The following is a 16865-nucleotide window of genomic DNA, read 5'->3' on the forward strand; positions in this document are numbered from 1 at the left end:
GCCAGTGTGGCGAAGCATGTCCTCGGTTTTGCTTTGGGAAAAGGATGACGGATCAGGCGATTTTGGTCACGGGAGCCGCCGGCTTCATCGGCTTTCACGTCGCCCGGCAGCTCCTGGCCGAGGGCAGGCCTGTCGTCGGATTGGATAATCTCAACACCTATTATGATCCGGCGCTGAAGCAGGCGCGGCTGGCGCTGTTGCGGAGCGAACCCGGTTTCTCCTTCGTGCAGGCCGATCTTGCCGATCGCGAGGCGATGGCGGCGCTGTTTGCGCGACATCGATTTGCCAAAGTCGTGCATCTGGCGGCCCAGGCCGGCGTCCGCTACTCGATCGACCAGCCCCACAGTTACGTCGATTCCAATCTCCAGGGCTTTCTCAACGTGCTGGAGGGCTGTCGGATCAACGGGTGTCGTCATCTTGTCTACGCTTCGTCATCCTCCGTTTACGGCGCGAACACGAAACTGCCGTTTTCCGCGCAGGACCGGACCGATCATCCCGTGAGCTTCTACGCTGCGACCAAGAAGGCGAACGAGGTGATGGCGCAGTCCTACAGCCATCTGTACCGGCTGCCGGTCACCGCCTTGCGCTTTTTCACCATCTACGGCCCATGGGGACGGCCTGATATGGCCATGTTTCTGTTCGTAAACGCCATCATGGCCGGCAAGCCGATCCGGCTCTTCAACCATGGCAGGATGCGCCGCGACTTCACCTATATCGACGACGTGACCCGTGTCGTGTCCAAACTGATCGATCTTGTGCCTGTAGACAATCCGGCTGCCGCAAATGCGCCGTCTCGAGTCTACAATGTCGGAAATCACCACCCCGAAGAGCTGATGCATGTCGTCGGACTTCTGGAGCGGGAGCTGGGTCGGACGGCGATCAAAGAATTGCTGCCGATGCAGCCGGGAGATGTGGTGGAAACGTTCGCGGATGTCGAGGATTTGATGCGCGACACCGGCTTTGCACCGTCAACGCCGATCGAGCGCGGGGTCCACAATTTTGTCACCTGGTATCGCGACCACTACAAGGTTTGAAACGACGATGGACAAACGCATTATCCCCCTGATCATGTGCGGTGGTGCCGGCACGCGGCTGTGGCCGGCTTCGCGCGAGGTGCGCCCGAAGCAGTTCCTGCCGCTGTTCGGCCCGCGCTCGACCTTCCAGGACACGCTGCTGCGTGTTTCGGACGCGTCGCTGTTCGACCGCCCTGTGGTCATCACCAATGCGGCCTACCGCTTCATGGTGCTGGAGCAGCTCGCCGAGATCGGCATCGAGGCCGACGTAATCCTCGAGCCGATGCGCCGCGACTCCGGTCCGGCGATTGCCGCCGGCGCTGCATTCGCGCAAAACCGCACCAGTGAAGCGATCGTGCTGGCGCTCGCCGCCGATCACGTGGTGCAGGACAATGCCGCCTTCGTCGCGGCCTGCCGCGAGGGCCTCGTGGCTGCGAGCACGGGACGCATCGTCACCTTCGGCGTCAAGCCGGAGCGACCGGCGACCGAATACGGCTATATCAGCCCGGGCGAGGTGATCTCTGGCGAGGTGCACGCGGTCGCGCGCTTTGTCGAGAAGCCGGATGCGGTGAAGGCCGCGGATTACGTCAGTTCGGGCTATCTCTGGAACAGCGGCAACTTCATGTTCCCGGCGGCGCTGTTGCTCGACGAATATCGCAAGGTCGACGCGGCGAGCGTGGAGGCGGTCTCCAACGCGGTCACTAACGCCGGCCGCGATCTCGGCTTCGTGACGCTGGAGCCGCAGGCTTTTGGCGCGGCGAAGGCGATCTCGATCGACTACGCCGTGATGGAAAAGACCTCGCGCGCGGCGGTCGTGCCGGTGTCGTGCGGCTGGTCCGACGTCGGCTCCTGGCGCGCGGTGTGGGAATTGTCCGACAAGGACGCGCAAGGCAATGCGGCCCACGGCACTGCCGTGTTCGAGGATTCACACAACTGCAACGTCACGACCGACCATGCACTGGTGGCGCTCGAAGGCGTCGACGATCTCGTCGTCGTCGCGACCGCGGACGCGGTGCTGGTCTCGCGGCAGAAGGATGCCAACGGGCTGAAGCGTCTCGTCACCAAGCTGAAAGCAGTCGCGCCGAAGGTCACCGAGGAGCATCTCAAGGTGCATCGTCCCTGGGGCAGCTATCAGTCGGTCGACAATGGCGAGCGTCATCAGGTCAAGCGCATCGTTGTGAAGCCGGGCGGGCGTCTGTCGCTGCAGAAGCATCACCATCGCGCCGAGCACTGGATCGTGGTCCGTGGCGCCGCCCGCGTCACCGTGAACGAGACCGTGAAGACGGTGCACGAGAACGAGTCCATCTACATCCCGATGGGCGCCGTGCACCGGATGGAGAACCCCGGTAAAATCATGCTGGAACTGATCGAGGTCCAGACCGGGTCCTATCTCGGGGAAGACGACATCATCCGGATTGAAGACGACTATCAAAGGTCGTAACCAGCGAATTCCGAATCACGTGATCCGGGCCTGAAAAGCCTGCTTTCTGCGGCCTAAGGCCCGGAGAACGTGTAACTTTTTGAATCAAATCGTGTCCGGGCAGTTTGGCCGGCATTCGCCACAACTGTGGCACCCGTGCTAGAAGCGGCCCGGGGATTTGCGTTGAATCGGGGTTTGCTCAGATGAGTTCCATGGGATCACAGCCGGCAAAGGCCGGCCTGCGCGTTGGTGTCATCGGCGCCGGCGTGATGGGCAGCAACCATGCGCGGGTGCTCGCCGGTCTGCCCGGCGTCAGCCTGGTCGGCGTGGTCGATCCTTCGCCGGCGCATCGCGCGCGGGCGACCGAGCTTGCCGATTGCAACAGCTTCGAGACGCTCGACCAACTCCTCGCCGAGGGCGTCGATGCCGTCACCATCGCGGCGCCGACCCATCTGCATCACGAGGTCGCGCTCGCTTGCATCGCCAAGAACATCCACGTGCTGGTCGAGAAGCCGATCGCCTCCACGGTGAAAGAGGGCCGCGACATCGTCGCCGCCGCGCAAAAGGCCGGCGTCACGCTGATGGTCGGTCATGTCGAGCGCTTCAATCCAGCCGTTGCCGCAGTCAAGCAGGCGATCGCGGGCGAGGACATTCTCTCCATCGCGATCACGCGCGTCGGCCCGTTCCCGCCGCGCATGTCCAATGTCGGCGTCGTCATCGACCTCGCCGTGCACGACATCGATCTGATCCGCTGGTTCACCGAATCCGACATCGTCGAGGTGCAGCCGCAGCTGTCGAGCGCAGTCGCCGAACGCGAGGACATCGCGCTCTTGCAGTTCCGCACCGCCAATGGCGTGCTTGCCCACATCAACACCAACTGGCTGACGCCGTTCAAGGCGCGCAGCGTCACGGTCGCGACCCGCGGCAAATACGTGATGGGCGATCTGTTGACGCGCCAGGTCACCGAGTGCTTCGGCTTCAAGCCTGACGGCAGCTACTCGATGCGGCATCTGCCCGTCGGCCATGACGAGCCGCTGCGGGCAGAGCTGATCGCCTTCCTCAAGGCGGTGCGCAATGGCGAGACCCCAGCAGTCACCGGTGATGAAGGCGTCGCCAGCCTCGAGATCGCGACGCAGTGCCTTGAGACGCCGTCACGGCCCGCAGCAACATCGCCCGCCCGCAAGGGCCCGCGCCGCGTCGCCGGCTAACACCCATTCCATGTCGACCAGGCAAGAAGGCGCCAAGAACCAGGCGAAGAACCAGACCATGAACCAGCATCTGCGTTCCGAACCCATTCCCTTCATCGACGTCGCCTCGCAGCGCGTCCGGCTTGGCGCCTCGCTCGATGCGGCCGTCAAGCGCGTGATGGATCATTGCCAGTTCGTCAATGGCCCTGAAGTTTTCGAGCTCGAGAAGCAGCTTGCGGCCTATTGCGGCGCCAAGCACGTGGTGACCTGCTCCAACGGCACCGATGCGCTTCTGATGGTGCTGATGGCGAGGAACGTCGGGCCCGGCGATGCCGTGCTGTGTCCCTCCTTCACCTTCATTGCGACCGCCTCGCCCGCGGCAAGGACCGGCGCGACGCCTGTCTATGTCGACGTCGATGAGACGACTTTCAACATGGACCCGGAGTCGCTCAAGCGCGGCATTGCGGCCGCGCGCAAGGCCGGCTTGAAGCCTGTCGCGGTCATTCCGGTCGATCTGTTCGGACAGCCTGCCGACCACGATGCCATCGCCGATATCGCCGCGGCCGAAGGCCTCTTCATCATCGATGACGCCGCGCAAGGTTTTGGCGCAAGCTACAAGGGACGCAAGCTCGGCACCTTCGGGCTCGCCACCACGACCAGCTTCTTCCCGGCAAAGCCGCTCGGCTGCTTCGGCGACGGCGGCGCGATTCTGACCGATGACGACGAGCTGGCGGCGACGCTGCGCAGCATCCGCGTGCACGGGCAGGGCGTCGACAAATACGACAATATCCGCCTCGGCCTCACTGGCCGGCTCGACACCATGCAGGCTGCGATCCTGATCGAGAAGCTGAAGATTTTTGACGACGAGATCGCCGCCCGCAACAAGGTCGCCGAGCGCTATGCGCGCGGCGTCTCCAACGTGGTCACCGTGCCGCGTCTGGCGCCCGGCAATACCTCGGTCTGGGCGCAGTACACGATCCGGCTGCCTGAAGGTACCGACCGCGACGGCTTCGCCGCCGCGCTGAAAGCCCAGGGCGTGCCGACCGCGGTCTATTACGGCAAGTCGATGCATCAGCAGTCCGCCTATAAGCAGTATCCGGTCGCCGAGGGCGGCCTGCCTGCCTGCGAAAGCCTGTCGCAGGACGTCATCAGCCTGCCGATGCACGCCTATCTGACCGAAGCCGATCAGGAACGAATCATCGCCGCCGTGCACGGCGCGCTCGCGGGGTGATTTCTTCCCCTCTGCCGCACTGTCGCTTCACCTCTCCCGTCGGGGAGAGGTGGACACCGAGCAAGCCTCTTTTTTGATTCCATTGCAGTTCAGAGGCTTATCGGTGGGCCGATAACACTCTAGAACAGACGCATGCTCGGACGCATCTTCACGGTCGGTGGTTACACGCTGCTCTCGCGGCTGACGGGGTTTGCCCGCGACATCATGCTCGCGGCGATCCTCGGCGCCGGCCCCGTGGCCGACGCCTTTTTCGTGGCGCTGCGGCTGCCCAATCATTTTCGCGCAATCTTCGCCGAGGGCGCCTTCAACGCCGCCTGGGTGCCGGCCTATGCGCATGTCCACGGCGAAAAGGGGGAGGGGGCGGCACACCTGTTCGCCGACCGCATCTTCACGCTGCTGTTGGCCTCGCAGGTGGTGCTGCTGATCGTCGCCTGGCTGTTCATGCCTCAGGCCATGAGCCTACTTGCGCCCGGCTTTTCGGACGACGCCGAGCAGCGCAAGCTCGCGATCGAGCTGACCCGGATCACCTTTCCCTATCTGCTGCTGATCACGCTGGTGACGCTCTATGGCGGCATGCTCAACGTGATGCAGCGCTTTGCCAGCGCGGCGGCCGCGTCGATCTTCCTCAATGTCGCGATGATGATGACGCTGGCGGTTGCCGTCTGGTTTCCGACCGCTGGCCACGCCGCGGCCTGGGGCGTCCTGATCTCGGGCTTCCTGCAATATTTCCTGCTCGCCGGCGATCTCGCGCTTCATGGCGGCCTGCCGCGCTTTGCGCCGCTCAAGCTCGATGAAGACGTCCGCAGCTTCTTCAAGGCGCTGGGTCCCGCGACACTGGGTTCGATGGGCACGCAGGTCGCGTTGTTCGCCGACACCATCATCGCGACCTTCCTGCCGGCAGGCGCACTCTCGGCGCTGTATTATGCCGACCGTCTCAATCAATTGCCGATCGGCGTCATCGGCATTGCCATCGGCACGGTGCTGCTGCCGGAGATGTCGAAACGGATCACGGCCGACGACCATGACGGCGCGATGAAGGTGCAGCGCCGCGCTTTCGATTTCACGCTGTTGTTCTCGATCCCGTTCGTCGCGGCTTTTCTCACCGTGCCCGACGAGATCATGCGCGCGCTGTTCGCCCGTGGTGCGTTCTCCAAGGCCGATGCGGTTGCCGCCGGCGGCACGCTTGCGGCCTATGCCATCGGCCTCATTCCGTTCGTGCTGATCCGCAGCGCGGTCGCGACCTTCTACGCGCGCAAGGATACCGCAACGCCAGTCCGCGCCTCGCTGACCGGCATTGCGGTCAACGTCGCCCTGAAGGTGGCCTTGATGGGATCGCTGGCCCAGATCGGCCTTGCGCTCGCGACGGCCGTCGGCGTCTGGACCAATCTCATGTTGGTGCTGTTCTTCGCCGTGCGGCGCGGCTTTCTCGTGCTCGACCGGGCGTGGCTGATGTCACTCGGCAAATTCCTGCTGACCGGGATTATCCTCGCGGCTGCGTTATGGCTGATCGCACGTGTCAGCGGACCTTCGCAAGGTGCGATGCGCTTCCACGATGAAGTGACTCTGGTGCTGTTGGCCGTCGGGGGCACCATCGTTTACGCGCTCGCGGTCCTCGTGCTGTTCGGCCGCAGATGGCTGGTCTCGCTGGTGCGCGGCTAGGCGCGAGCGAGCGAATGGCCGGCCTTCAACTCGCCAGTTTTCTTTCCTTGGCGAACGGGCTGAGACCGAGCCAGGTTTGCATCGAGGATGCGATTTGCCGGTCGCCGGTCAGAATCATCCGACGATTGCCCACGGCCGCCCGGACCGTGTCGAGCCCCATCCAGATTGCGGTCATGCTGCGCAGATCGACGGAAATATAGAGGTCGACGTCAAATCCGGGATCGATCGAGCACAGGTCGACGCCTTCCTCGGGATCGACGATCAGCCACCAATGTCGTTGCGTCGCTGAAAGCTCGGGATAGACAAACTGAATGATGTTTCGCCGCCTGGGCATCGGCGTTGGATTCAGATTTCGCCGCATATCCCACATCAGCAGTTGAACGTCGAGGTGCTGGAGCGACAGGTCGGCCTTGATCCGGCGTTGGCCCCAGATTCCAAATCCTTCGACGATGGGAGTGAGTTCACGTCCCGCCGGCGTCAGCCGATATTCATGGACGCCAGGCTCCGAAACCAACGCTTCCCGCGCGACAATCCCCGCAGACTCGAGATCCTTGAGCCGTTGGGATAGCAGTGCGGGCGACATTCGGGGGACACCACGGCGCAGATCGTTGAACCGCGTCGAGCCGGCGATCAGCTCTCGCAGTAGCACCACAGTCCAGCGTGTACACAAAACCTCGGCGGCCATTGCGACGGGACAGAACTGCTTGTAGCTGCCAGCAGCCATGTTCTCTCTCCTTGTGGACCATTTGCGAACGTACTGCGGAATTCGCTCGGGCTTCCAGTTCAAAATCTGTACCGGCATCGATTCAGTTCGTGAACTAGTGGCGCGCAGAAGGCCCTTGCTAACCCTCAGCAATGCGGACTTGGACCGCTCCACCGGGCTCAAAGGGCCGTCGCGATGCGTCGGCCAGGAGCCTTATGGCATCAACTCACAATGACAAGGTAATTGCGATGATAAAGATTTTCGGCAGGCCCAGGCTCTCCCTGGCGAGCGCTGCGATGTTCGGCACGGTGTTGCTCCACTCGGGCACGGCATCCGCCGTTACAGCCACGATCACCCGTAGCGTTGACGTGCGGGCAACTGCCCAGGACGTTTGGTCGCTGATCGGGCCGTTCTGCGCGATCAGGGATTGGCTGCCTCCGGTGGGGCAGTGCATCGAGGATGGCAAGGCGCCATCGACGCGCATTCTCGTCACGAAGGACGGAAAGGCGGCTTTCGTCGAGACGCAAGTCGCTCGGAATGAAGCCGAGCGCAGCTACTCCTACAAGTTTCTGACGAGCCCTCTTCCCGTCTCGAACTACACCGCAACGATCAAGGTGACTGCGAAAGCCAATGGATCATCCACCGTCACCTGGAACGGCTCCTATACTCCCGAGCGAGGGCAAGAGAAGGCCGCGAGCGAAGCATTGCTCGGGGTCTATGACGCGGGGCTTGCCGAAATCCAGGCAAGGTTCGCGAAATAAGGCCGAAGCTTCAGACGTTCAGCAGACCAGATCAAGGAGATCAACATCATGACAAGTTACAACGGCAAGTGCTTTTGCGGCGAGGTTGAAATCGAAGCGGAGGGAGCACCGGAGGCAATGGGATATTGCCATTGCTCGTCGTGCCGCTCCTGGTCGGCCGCCCCGGTGAACGCATTCACATTGTGGAAGCCGCAGAACGTGCGGGTGACCAAGGGCGCCGAATTCGTCGCCACCTACGCACAATCGGAGCTAAGCCATCGGCAATACTGCAAGCGCTGCGGGGGGCATCTGATGTGCGACCATCCGCCGCTTGGGCTGGTCGACGTGTATGCAGCCACATTACCAACGCTGAAGTTCGCGCCGGGCGTGCACGTGAATTATTCCGAGACGGTGTTGCCGATCAGGGATGGCCTACCGAAACTGAAGGATTTTCCGGCCGAGTTCGGAGGCTCAGGTGTCGCCGTTTCTGAATAGCCCTCTGGTCTGGACGTTGATCGCGCTGATCTTGTCCATGGCCGGAATCCTTCATGACCTCTGCTGAGCTCCTTTCGCAGGAGAGCGGCTGTCTTGTCGGTCGGCGATCTCCTTTCCGCGGCATGCGGCCGCGGAAAGAAGGCTTGCCTTGATCTGTCCCTGCAACGCCATTTTGGATGTTCGCGAACACCTGTCGCCACTCGCCTGAAAGGAGTGCTTGGCTCCCATGCATCTCTTGATTTCGCGCGATTGTCGTGCTATTGGCCGCGCATGATTAAATGCTCGCGCAAAGTCAACTTCAACCACATGACCCGCTTCGGCTGGGCCGTGGAAGGAGTCGTGCGCTAGCAATTCGACGACGACATCTTTTCCACCAGGCCCCGCCGGCATCGGACGGGGCCTTTTGTTTGGTCACGCTCCCTGCCGGCACAACAGCAGGAGCGTACGATGCCACCACAACTAACGGATATCTCACCCGGAATTGGGGGCGAGGCCGCAAGGCGCGGCCTTAGTCTCTCGATCGTGCAGGCGAAGGGCGCGATCGACCATGCGTTGGCGGAGCGCCTCAAGGCGTCCGCCAAGGCGCTGGACGAGGAAGCTGCCGGACCAACGGCAGCATCGACGCCAAGCCTCCTCGGACTGCTCAAGCGAGCCTGGCTTGCGTCTCTGGCACGGCGCCAGAACCCGCAGCTCACCTTGCAGGACCTGAGCGACAGGGAGCTCATGGATATCGGCCTGACGCGCGGGGAGGTCGACTACCTCTCGCCCCAGCGAGCGATCGATACGCTCAGGGATAGCACGATGTATCTATGGAGCCGCCGTGGGATGTAATCGATCACGCGTCAGAAGCGGACGTGCGCTTGACCAACGCGCATGGCCGCTTCTGATGAGCGAAGAGGCCTGATGCGTCAGGCTCCGTGAATAAGACGTTGATATTGCTTTTGACGGGGCGCCTGAAAATGCAGGTTAGGCTGGCTCAAATCGCGGATGCAGATCGGGCAGTCGACGTCGTGCGGCGGTCAATCCAGGAGTTGTGCGTGTCCGATCACAGGGGTGACGCGGCTACTCTTTCGATGTGGCTCAGCAACAAGACGGTGGACAACATGCGGCGATGGATCGCCACTCACGCTGTTCATGTGGCCGTCGACGATGAGCAGATAGCCGGGGTTGCGTCCGTTCGGTCAGATGGATTTATATTGTTGAACTATGTGGCGCCCGAGGCAAGATTCAAGGGAGCGAGCAAGTCGCTGCTGAGCGATATCGAACTCTGGGCATCACGTCGTGGCCTCGAATGGCTCGGACTCGACACCACGGCCGCCGCGCTCCGCTTCTACCTGTCGAGTGGCTGGACCATGATCGGGCCGCCGCAGCCTGGGTTCGGGGTGACGATGAGGCATCCGATGCGCAAAGAGGTGAGGGGCGCGCAGAGGGCGTGACGTCTTGGTTTGTGTCATTCGAGCGGCGGCAAACGCTATGTCAGGCTCCGGATCATCGATCTTCACATGGAAATGACCGCGCTGCGGCCGTTCCGTCCGATCCCGCTCTGAGGAGCGGGCCACGGGACGATTTTTCGCGGGTCTCACCGGCCTAAAGCCGTTTGCACTGCCTCTTTTTCCACGGCAATATGCCGGCAAAACAACCATAGGACGGGACAAGACAATGGCAGCCCCCATCAAGTTCGGCGTCGGCCAAAGCGTGCTTCGCAAGGAGGACGACGCGCTGATCCGCGGCAAGGGCCGCTATACCGACGATTACGCGCCGCAGGCCGTGCTGCGCTGTCTGGTGCTGCGCTCGCCGCATGCGCATGCAAAGTTCACCATCGATGCCGGCCGCGCCCGCACCCTCCCGGGCGTTGCACTGATTCTGACCGCTGCCGAGGTTGGCGATCTCGGCAATCTGCCCTGCCTGTTCAATTTGGAGACCGATCCGTTCACCGGCCCGCCTTACCCAATCCTGGCCAAGGACCAGGTGCGGCATGTCGGCGATGCGGTCGCCTTCGTGGTTGCCGAGACCATCGACCAGGCGCGCGACGCGATCGAGGCGATCGAGGTCAAATGGAGCCCGCTGCCGGCGGTGACCGGCGTCGTCAACGCCATCAAGAAAGGCGCACCGCAGGTCTGGCCGGACAAGCCGGGCAATGTGCTGTTCGACGTCTCGATCGGCGACAAGGCGGCGACTGAAGCCGCATTCGCCAAGGCGCACGCGGTCGCCGAAATCTCGATCGTCAATCCGCGCGTGGTCGCGAGCTTCATGGAGACGCGCGCGGCGGTCTGCGAATACGACGCCAAGAACGATCATCTGACGCTGACCGTCGGCAGCCAGGGCAGCCACCGCCTGCGAGACATCCTCTGCCAGAACGTGCTCAACATCCCCACCGACAAGATGCGGGTGATCTGCCCCGACGTCGGCGGCGGCTTTGGGACCAAGCTCTTCCCGTATCGCGAATACGCCTTGATGGCCGTCGCAGCGCGCAAGCTGAAGAAGGCCGTCAAATGGTCGGCCGATCGCTCCGAGCATTTCATGGGCGACGCGCAGGGCCGCGACAACGTCACCACGGCCAAGATGGCGCTGGCCGAGGACGGCAAGTTCCTGGCGATGGACTGCGACCTGATCGGCGACATGGGCGCGTACCTCTCGACCTTCGGGCCCTACATCCCGCATGGCGGCGCCGGCATGCTGCCGGGCCTCTATGACATCCAGGCCTTCCATTGCCGGGTGCGCACCATCTTCACCCACAGCGTGCCTGTCGATGCCTATCGTGGCGCGGGCCGACCCGAGGCCGCCTATGTCATCGAGCGCCTTGTCGATGCCTGCGCGCGCAAGCTCGAGATGACGCCGGACGCAATCCGCCGCAAGAATTTCATCCCGCCGAAGGCGCTGCCCTACAAGACCGCGACCGGCAAGGTCTACGATTCCGGCGACTTCGCCGCGCATCTGAAGCGCGCGATGGAGATCGGCGAGTGGAAGGAGTTTTCGAAGCGCGCCAAGGCGGCCAAGAAGCATGGCCTGATCCGCGGTATTGGCCTTGCAAGCTATGTCGAGGTCTGCGGTGTGATGGGTGAAGAGACGGCCAATGTCCGCCTCGACCCCAACGGCGACGTCACCGTCCTCATCGGAACGCAGTCGAGCGGGCAGGGCCACCAGACCGCCTACGCGCAGATCGTCGCCGAGCAGTTCGGCGTTGCGCCGGAGCGCGTGCACGTCCGCCAGGGCGACACCGCGGAGATTGCGACGGGCCTCGGCACCGGCGGCTCGGCCTCGATCCCGTCAGGCGGCGTCAGCGTCGAGCGCGCCACACGCGATCTCGGCCAGAAGCTCAAGGAGATCGCGGCGCAGGCGCTGGAAGCGAGCGCCGGTGACCTCGAGATCACCGACGGCATCATCAGGATCGCCGGCACCGACCGCTCGATCTCGTTCGCCGACGTCGCGAAGCGCGCGGGCGCCGATCCGTCGAAGCTCAATGGCAGCGCGACCTTCGCCAGCGCCGACGGCACCTATCCCAACGGCACGCATCTGGCGGAGGTCGAGATCGATCCGGCCACCGGCATCATCAGAATCGTCAACTACGTCATCGTCGACGATTTCGGCAAGACGCTCAATCCGCTGCTCCTGGCGGGCCAGGTCCATGGCGGCGCCATGCAGGGCATCGGCCAGGCGCTGATGGAACAGGTGGTCTATGGTGCGACCGACGGCCAGCTGATCACCGCCACCTACATGGACTATGCGCTGCCGCGTGCGGCCGATGGTCCCGCCTTCGTGTTCGAGACCAACAACATTCCCTGCACGACCAATCCAATGGGCGTGAAGGGCGCGGGCGAGGCCGGCGCGATCGGCTCCTGCCCGGCCGTCGTCAACGCCATCGTCGACGGGCTCTGGCGCGAGTACAAGATCGACCACATCGACATGCCGGCAACGCCGGAGCGGGTGTGGATCGCGATCAACGAGCACCACCGCCGCCACAGCCTGTAAGGCTGCCGCCCGGCTCCGCGGGAATGAACGGCCCGCGGCCGGGTTCTAACCCCTATGGTTTCCCCCAAACCGACTTGCGAGCCGGAGTAATAAGCCTATGAAACGAATCCTTGTTGTCGCGGGCACCCTGCTTCTGGGTGCAGGCGCCGTGATGGCGCAGCAGGAGGTCGCCGTCCAGCAGGACAATCTGATGCGCTCGCAGGCGAAGAGCATGTACGGCGTGATCCTCAAGATGACGAAAGGCGAAATCCCCTACGATCAGAAAGCCGCCGACGCGGCGATCGCCAGCCTCGAGGCCGACGTCGCCAAAATCGCAAAGACCTTCGAGGTCAATCCCAAGCAGGACGTGGTCAACGCCAACTATGGTTCCTCGCCGAAGGTCTGGCAGAACAAGGCCGATTTCGACTCCAAGATCCCGCCGGTGCAAAAGGCGATCGCCGACGTCAAGGGCAAGATCAAGGACGTGGCAAGCCTGAAGGCGGCCTACGCCGCGATGAACGATCGCTGCAACGACTGCCACGAGACCTATCGGCTGAAGCTGAAGTAGCTGCTGCGAGCGCGTCACTACAAATTCGGTGTCATCGCCCGCGAAGAAGGCGGGCGATCCAGTATGCCGTGCTAGCGCAGGGGACGTTTGACGTCTCTGGAATACTGGATTCCCCGCTTTTGCGGGGAATGACAGCGGTGGGTGCCGTAAATTCCGTTCGCGCGCCCTGACGGATCGCCGTCAGATGGACTATGTTTGCTCGCGCCGTCGGCGTTGATGTCTCACGCTGTTCAGAGTTCCGACCCGCGGCGAGGAACTGCATTAAAAGCGAGACAGGCCATGGCAAAACCGTTCCCGTCGAAAACCCATATCGGCAACCATATGCTGCATCCGGAAACGCTGATGCTGACCTATGGCTATGATCCGCAGCTGTCGGAAGGCGCCATCAAGCCGCCGGTGTTCCTGACCTCGACCTTCGTTTTCAAAACGGCAGAAGACGGGCAGGACTTCTTCGATTACGTTGCGGGCCGCCGCGAGCCGCCAGAGGGCATGGGGGCGGGCCTGGTCTATTCGCGCTTCAACCATCCCAACAGCGAGATCGTCGAGGATAGGCTCGCGGTCTATGAGCGCACCGAGAGCTGCGCGCTGTTCTCGTCAGGCATGGCGGCGATCTCGACGACGATTTTGGCGTTCGTTCGCCCTGGCGACGTCATTCTGCACTCGCAGCCGCTTTATGGCGGCACTGAAACCCTGCTGACGAACACACTGTCGCGCTTCTCGATCGGCGCGGTCGGCTTTGCCGACGGCATCGATGAGGCGGTGGTCAACCAGGCCGCGGAAGAGGCGATGCGTCGGGGGCGGGTTTCGATGATCCTGGTCGAGACGCCGGCCAACCCGACCAATGGGCTGGTCGACATCGCACTGATGCGCCGCGTCGCCGACAGCATCGGCAAGGCCCAAGGCCACACGCCGATCATCGCCTGCGACAACACGCTGCTCGGCCCGGTATTTCAGCGGCCGATCGAGCATGGCGCTGACATCTCGCTGTATTCGCTGACCAAATATGTCGGCGGCCATTCCGATTTGATCGCGGGGGCGGCACTCGGCACAAAGGCGGTGATGAAGGGCATCAAGGCGCTGCGCGGCGCCATCGGCACCCAGCTCGATCCGCATTCCTGCTGGATGATCAACCGTTCCCTGGAAACCTTGAGCCTGCGCATGGAGAAGGCCAACAGCAATGCGCGCCTCGTTGCGGATTTCCTGCGCGACCATGCCAAGGTGGCGAAGGTCCACTATCTCGGCCATCATGCGGAGACCTCGCCGGCAGGGCGCGTGTTCGCGCGGCAATGCCTGGGCGCGGGATCGACGTTCTCGTTCGACATCGTCGGCGGCCAGGCGGCGGCAGAGAAGTTTCTCAACGGCCTGCAGATCTTCAAGCTCGCGGTTAGCCTTGGCGGCACGGAATCATTGGCGAGCCTGCCGGCGACGATGACCCATTCCGGCGTGCCCGCCGATATTCGCCGCAAGATCGGCGTGCTCGATTGCACCATTCGCCTGTCGATCGGCATCGAAAATCCGTCCGATTTGATCGCCGATCTCGAGCACGCGCTCAGCGGGGCTTAGGCGGCGGCTTCAAAGCGGATTGGACGCGCGACATGCCGACATGATCGCCGCAGCCGCCTCGTTGGACTGGGCACCCGAGAGCTGGCGCACGAGGCAGACATAGTAGCCCTTGCTGGATGCGTTCAGCAGGGACTCGCCGTTGACCACGAGCCAGTTGCAGGCCGAACGAATGTGTTGGACCGCAAGCGGCGATCGCGTATCGCGGATGGCCGTCAGCTCGCATTGCGCCTGCCGTTCCATGTCGGTTTGCGCGGCGGCGATCTCGGCCGATGACAGCAGCATTGCTGCGGCAATCACAAAGGCTGCCAACGGGCGAGCTGCGTTGACGGACGCGACGTGTGTCGGCATATTCCGTTGCATCGATGCGTTCGTCATGAACCGCTCCCGGCGCCGCGACGGGTGGCGCGCTCGGGTATTCTAGCTTGGCAGCCTGATTGGTTCTATCCGGGCCGTGCGATGCCATGTGGGCCGTCCGGAATCGAAAAGGCCGGACGCTTCCCGCGCCCGGCCTTCGCGAAAAGTTACGCTAAAACTTACTTGGTCACCTGGCCGCGGATTTCGCCGCCCGGGTTCGCCGCGGTGTGAATGTTGACGTAGAGCTTGCCGGCGAGGAGATCGGAGGCCTGCGCGTCCGTCAGCGTCGCCGAGCCCTCGGCCGGGCTTTTGGCGATGCCAGGGATCGGCACCGCGACGCCGGCGTTCTTGCCGACCTCGGCGGGGCCGTGGAAGTGGGCGGCGGTGGCCGGGCCGGAGAGGCCGGAATAGCTCACCTTCCAGGACAGCTTCTTGGTGGCGGCATCATAGTCGAGATCGGCGGTCCCGGTGGCGCTGCTGGTGGTGGCGGGGACTTCGGATTTGCCGTCCAGTGTCGCCTTCAGCTTCTCCGCGCTGGCCGGGCCTGCGAATGCGACGGCGGCTCCGAGTGCCAGCGTGGCAAAAAGCGCTTTGTTCATGGGTCTCTCCCTGTTGACGCCTGATTGCTGTCAACTTGCAAACAGTGCGGTTCCGACTTTATTCCCGGATTCCGATCAAACCACCTAAATTATTCGTGGCTGGAGCGGCTACGGGATGATCCGTAAATACGCTCGAGCTCAAAGGGATCCTGAATGCTGCGACGAACAATTTCCGTCTTCCTGGTTGCCGTTGTCGCAGCCTTTGCCGTCTATTGGTGGCTGACCGCGCCGACCGCCTTGGCCTTGCCGGCGCCGACGCGCGCGCCCGATCTTGCCAATGGGCAGGAGCTGTTCAATGCCGGCGGCTGCTCGTCCTGCCACGCCGTGCCCAATCAACCGGATCGTTTGAAGCTCGGCGGCGGCCTCGCGCTCGGCTCGCCGTTCGGGACGTTCTATGCGCCGAACATTTCCCCTGATCCTACCGACGGCATCGGCCGCTGGAGCGAGGCCGATTTCGTCAATGCGGTGATGCGCGGCATTTCGCCTGAGGGCACGCACTACTTCCCGGCGTTTCCCTACACGTCCTACCACATCGCCAAGGTCGACGACGTCCGCGATCTCTTTGCCTATCTGAAGACATTGCCGCTGGTCGCGGGTCGCGTGCGCGACCACGATCTGCCGTTTCCCTTCAACATCCGCCGCAATGTCGGCATCTGGAAATTGCTGTTCATGGATGTCAGGCCGTTCGTGCCGGCGGCGATGCATCCGGCAGAGTGGAATCGCGGCGCCTATCTCGTGAACGGTTTTGGCCATTGCGCCGAATGCCACAGCCCGCGCAATGTTCTGGGCGGCGTCATCAGCTCGCAGCGCTTTGCCGGCGGCCCCAATCCCGAAGGCGAGGGCTGGGTGCCGAACATCACCCAGAAGGGCATCGGTGACTGGAGCGAGAAGGATATTGCCGACTTCCTCGAAACCGGCGACATGCCCGAGGGCGACAGCGCATCGGGCGCGATGCGGCCGGTAATCAAGAACCTCGCGCAACTGAAGCCGGAGGATCGCGCCGCGATGGCCGCCTATCTGAAGTCGTTGCCGCCGGTCGACGGCCCGACGCCGCCCAAGCGCAAGGAAGGCGGCGGCTGAGCGCGCCCGGCTAGCCGGTGCCGAACGCCTTGAAGGTGATGATGGTGAGCGTGTCCTGGATGCCGGGCAGCACCTGCACCTTCTCGTTGACGAAGTGGCCGATGTCGGTGTCCTTGTCGACATAGAACTTCACCAGCAAATCGTATTGGCCGGCGGTGGAGTAGATCTCGGAGGCGATCTCGGCTTCGGCAAGCGCATTGGCCACCGTGTAGGACTGGCCAAGCTTGCATTTAATCTGGACGAAGAAAGGAACCATTGCAGTCAACTCCGAAGACATATCTTGTCGCTAATAGGCCAAAACCGGC

17 protein-coding genes are annotated in these 16865 nt (G+C 63.0%); 13 read left to right on the forward strand and 4 right to left on the reverse strand.

What is annotated here, in order from left to right; genetic code table 11:
* The first annotated feature begins 44 nt into the window (after positions 1-44).
* The 5 genes from XI06_RS03040 (at position 45) to murJ (ending at position 6510) form a co-directional block, all read left to right on the forward strand.
* The gene (locus XI06_RS03040; protein WP_271604670.1) at positions 45-1034 is read left to right on the forward strand and encodes an NAD-dependent epimerase; all 990 of its coding nucleotides are present in this window, start codon (positions 45-47) and stop codon (positions 1032-1034) included.
* 7 nt (positions 1035-1041) lie between these two features.
* A complete protein-coding gene (locus XI06_RS03045) occupies positions 1042-2454 on the forward strand; it encodes a mannose-1-phosphate guanylyltransferase/mannose-6-phosphate isomerase (RefSeq protein ID WP_271604671.1) in 1413 nt (470 codons plus the stop codon).
* Positions 2455-2636: 182 nt separating this feature from the next.
* Positions 2637-3641: a Gfo/Idh/MocA family protein gene (locus XI06_RS03050; RefSeq protein ID WP_237873226.1), complete on the forward strand. Its 1005-nt coding sequence runs from the start codon at positions 2637-2639 to the stop codon at positions 3639-3641.
* A gap of 10 nt (positions 3642-3651) precedes the next feature.
* Complete coding sequence (locus tag XI06_RS03055; protein WP_271604672.1) at positions 3652-4851, forward strand: DegT/DnrJ/EryC1/StrS family aminotransferase; 1200 nt, start codon at positions 3652-3654, stop codon at positions 4849-4851.
* A 132-nt stretch (positions 4852-4983) separates the two neighbouring features.
* Positions 4984-6510, forward strand: a complete 1527-nt coding sequence (murJ, locus tag XI06_RS03060; protein WP_271604673.1) for a murein biosynthesis integral membrane protein MurJ — start codon at positions 4984-4986, stop codon at positions 6508-6510.
* Between the two features lie 25 nt (positions 6511-6535).
* Here murJ and XI06_RS03065 read toward each other — a convergent pair whose 3' ends face one another.
* A complete protein-coding gene (locus tag XI06_RS03065; RefSeq protein ID WP_271604674.1) occupies positions 6536-7234 on the reverse strand; it encodes a winged helix-turn-helix transcriptional regulator in 699 nt (232 codons plus the stop codon).
* A gap of 227 nt (positions 7235-7461) precedes the next feature.
* Between XI06_RS03065 and XI06_RS03070 the strand changes: the two genes are divergently transcribed.
* The 7 genes from XI06_RS03070 to XI06_RS03100 all read left to right on the forward strand — a co-directional run bounded on the left by XI06_RS03070 (position 7462) and on the right by XI06_RS03100 (position 14527).
* The gene (locus tag XI06_RS03070; protein ID WP_237873221.1) at positions 7462-7974 is read left to right on the forward strand and encodes an SRPBCC family protein; all 513 of its coding nucleotides are present in this window, start codon (positions 7462-7464) and stop codon (positions 7972-7974) included.
* Between the two features lie 48 nt (positions 7975-8022).
* A complete protein-coding gene (locus tag XI06_RS03075) occupies positions 8023-8448 on the forward strand; it encodes a GFA family protein (RefSeq protein WP_237873220.1) in 426 nt (141 codons plus the stop codon).
* A 447-nt stretch (positions 8449-8895) separates the two neighbouring features.
* Positions 8896-9279: a DUF1127 domain-containing protein gene (locus tag XI06_RS03080; RefSeq protein ID WP_237891318.1), complete on the forward strand. Its 384-nt coding sequence runs from the start codon at positions 8896-8898 to the stop codon at positions 9277-9279.
* Positions 9280-9485: 206 nt separating this feature from the next.
* Positions 9486-9884, forward strand: coding sequence for a GNAT family N-acetyltransferase (locus XI06_RS03085; protein ID WP_237891317.1), 399 nt, complete (start codon positions 9486-9488; stop codon positions 9882-9884).
* Between the two features lie 223 nt (positions 9885-10107).
* On the forward strand, positions 10108-12417 hold the full coding sequence (locus XI06_RS03090; protein WP_271604675.1) for a xanthine dehydrogenase family protein molybdopterin-binding subunit: 2310 nt from the start codon (positions 10108-10110) through the stop codon (positions 12415-12417).
* Between the two features lie 97 nt (positions 12418-12514).
* Entirely contained in the window at positions 12515-12964 is a 450-nt protein-coding gene (locus XI06_RS03095; protein ID WP_271604676.1) for a c-type cytochrome, read from the forward strand.
* 279 nt (positions 12965-13243) lie between these two features.
* Positions 13244-14527 (forward strand): cystathionine gamma-synthase family protein, encoded by a 1284-nt coding sequence (locus tag XI06_RS03100; protein WP_237891314.1) that lies wholly within the window; start codon positions 13244-13246, stop codon positions 14525-14527.
* Positions 14528-14536: 9 nt separating this feature from the next.
* Here the strand turns inward: XI06_RS03100 and XI06_RS03105 are convergent, their stop codons facing one another.
* Together XI06_RS03105 and XI06_RS03110 are read right to left on the reverse strand one after the other, a co-directional pair.
* Positions 14537-14902, reverse strand: a complete 366-nt coding sequence (locus tag XI06_RS03105; RefSeq protein ID WP_237891313.1) for a VF_A0006 family four-cysteine protein — start codon at positions 14900-14902, stop codon at positions 14537-14539.
* A gap of 158 nt (positions 14903-15060) precedes the next feature.
* Positions 15061-15480 carry a CHRD domain-containing protein gene (locus XI06_RS03110; protein WP_237865006.1) on the reverse strand — a complete coding sequence of 140 codons (420 nt, stop codon included), beginning with the start codon at positions 15478-15480 and terminating at the stop codon, positions 15061-15063.
* 153 nt (positions 15481-15633) lie between these two features.
* Here XI06_RS03110 and XI06_RS03115 point away from each other — a divergent pair, with 153 nt between their 5' ends.
* Positions 15634-16560 carry a c-type cytochrome gene (locus XI06_RS03115; RefSeq protein WP_237865005.1) on the forward strand — a complete coding sequence of 309 codons (927 nt, stop codon included), beginning with the start codon at positions 15634-15636 and terminating at the stop codon, positions 16558-16560.
* Between the two features lie 10 nt (positions 16561-16570).
* On the opposite strand, the gene XI06_RS03120 is transcribed toward XI06_RS03115, so the two are convergent.
* Positions 16571-16816, reverse strand: coding sequence for an Lrp/AsnC ligand binding domain-containing protein (locus XI06_RS03120; RefSeq protein ID WP_018642903.1), 246 nt, complete (start codon positions 16814-16816; stop codon positions 16571-16573).
* Positions 16817-16865: the final 49 nt, after the last annotated feature.

It is taken from the genome of Bradyrhizobium sp. CCBAU 11434, assembly GCF_028128895.1.
Lineage (GTDB): Bacteria > Pseudomonadota > Alphaproteobacteria > Rhizobiales > Xanthobacteraceae > Bradyrhizobium > Bradyrhizobium zhengyangense.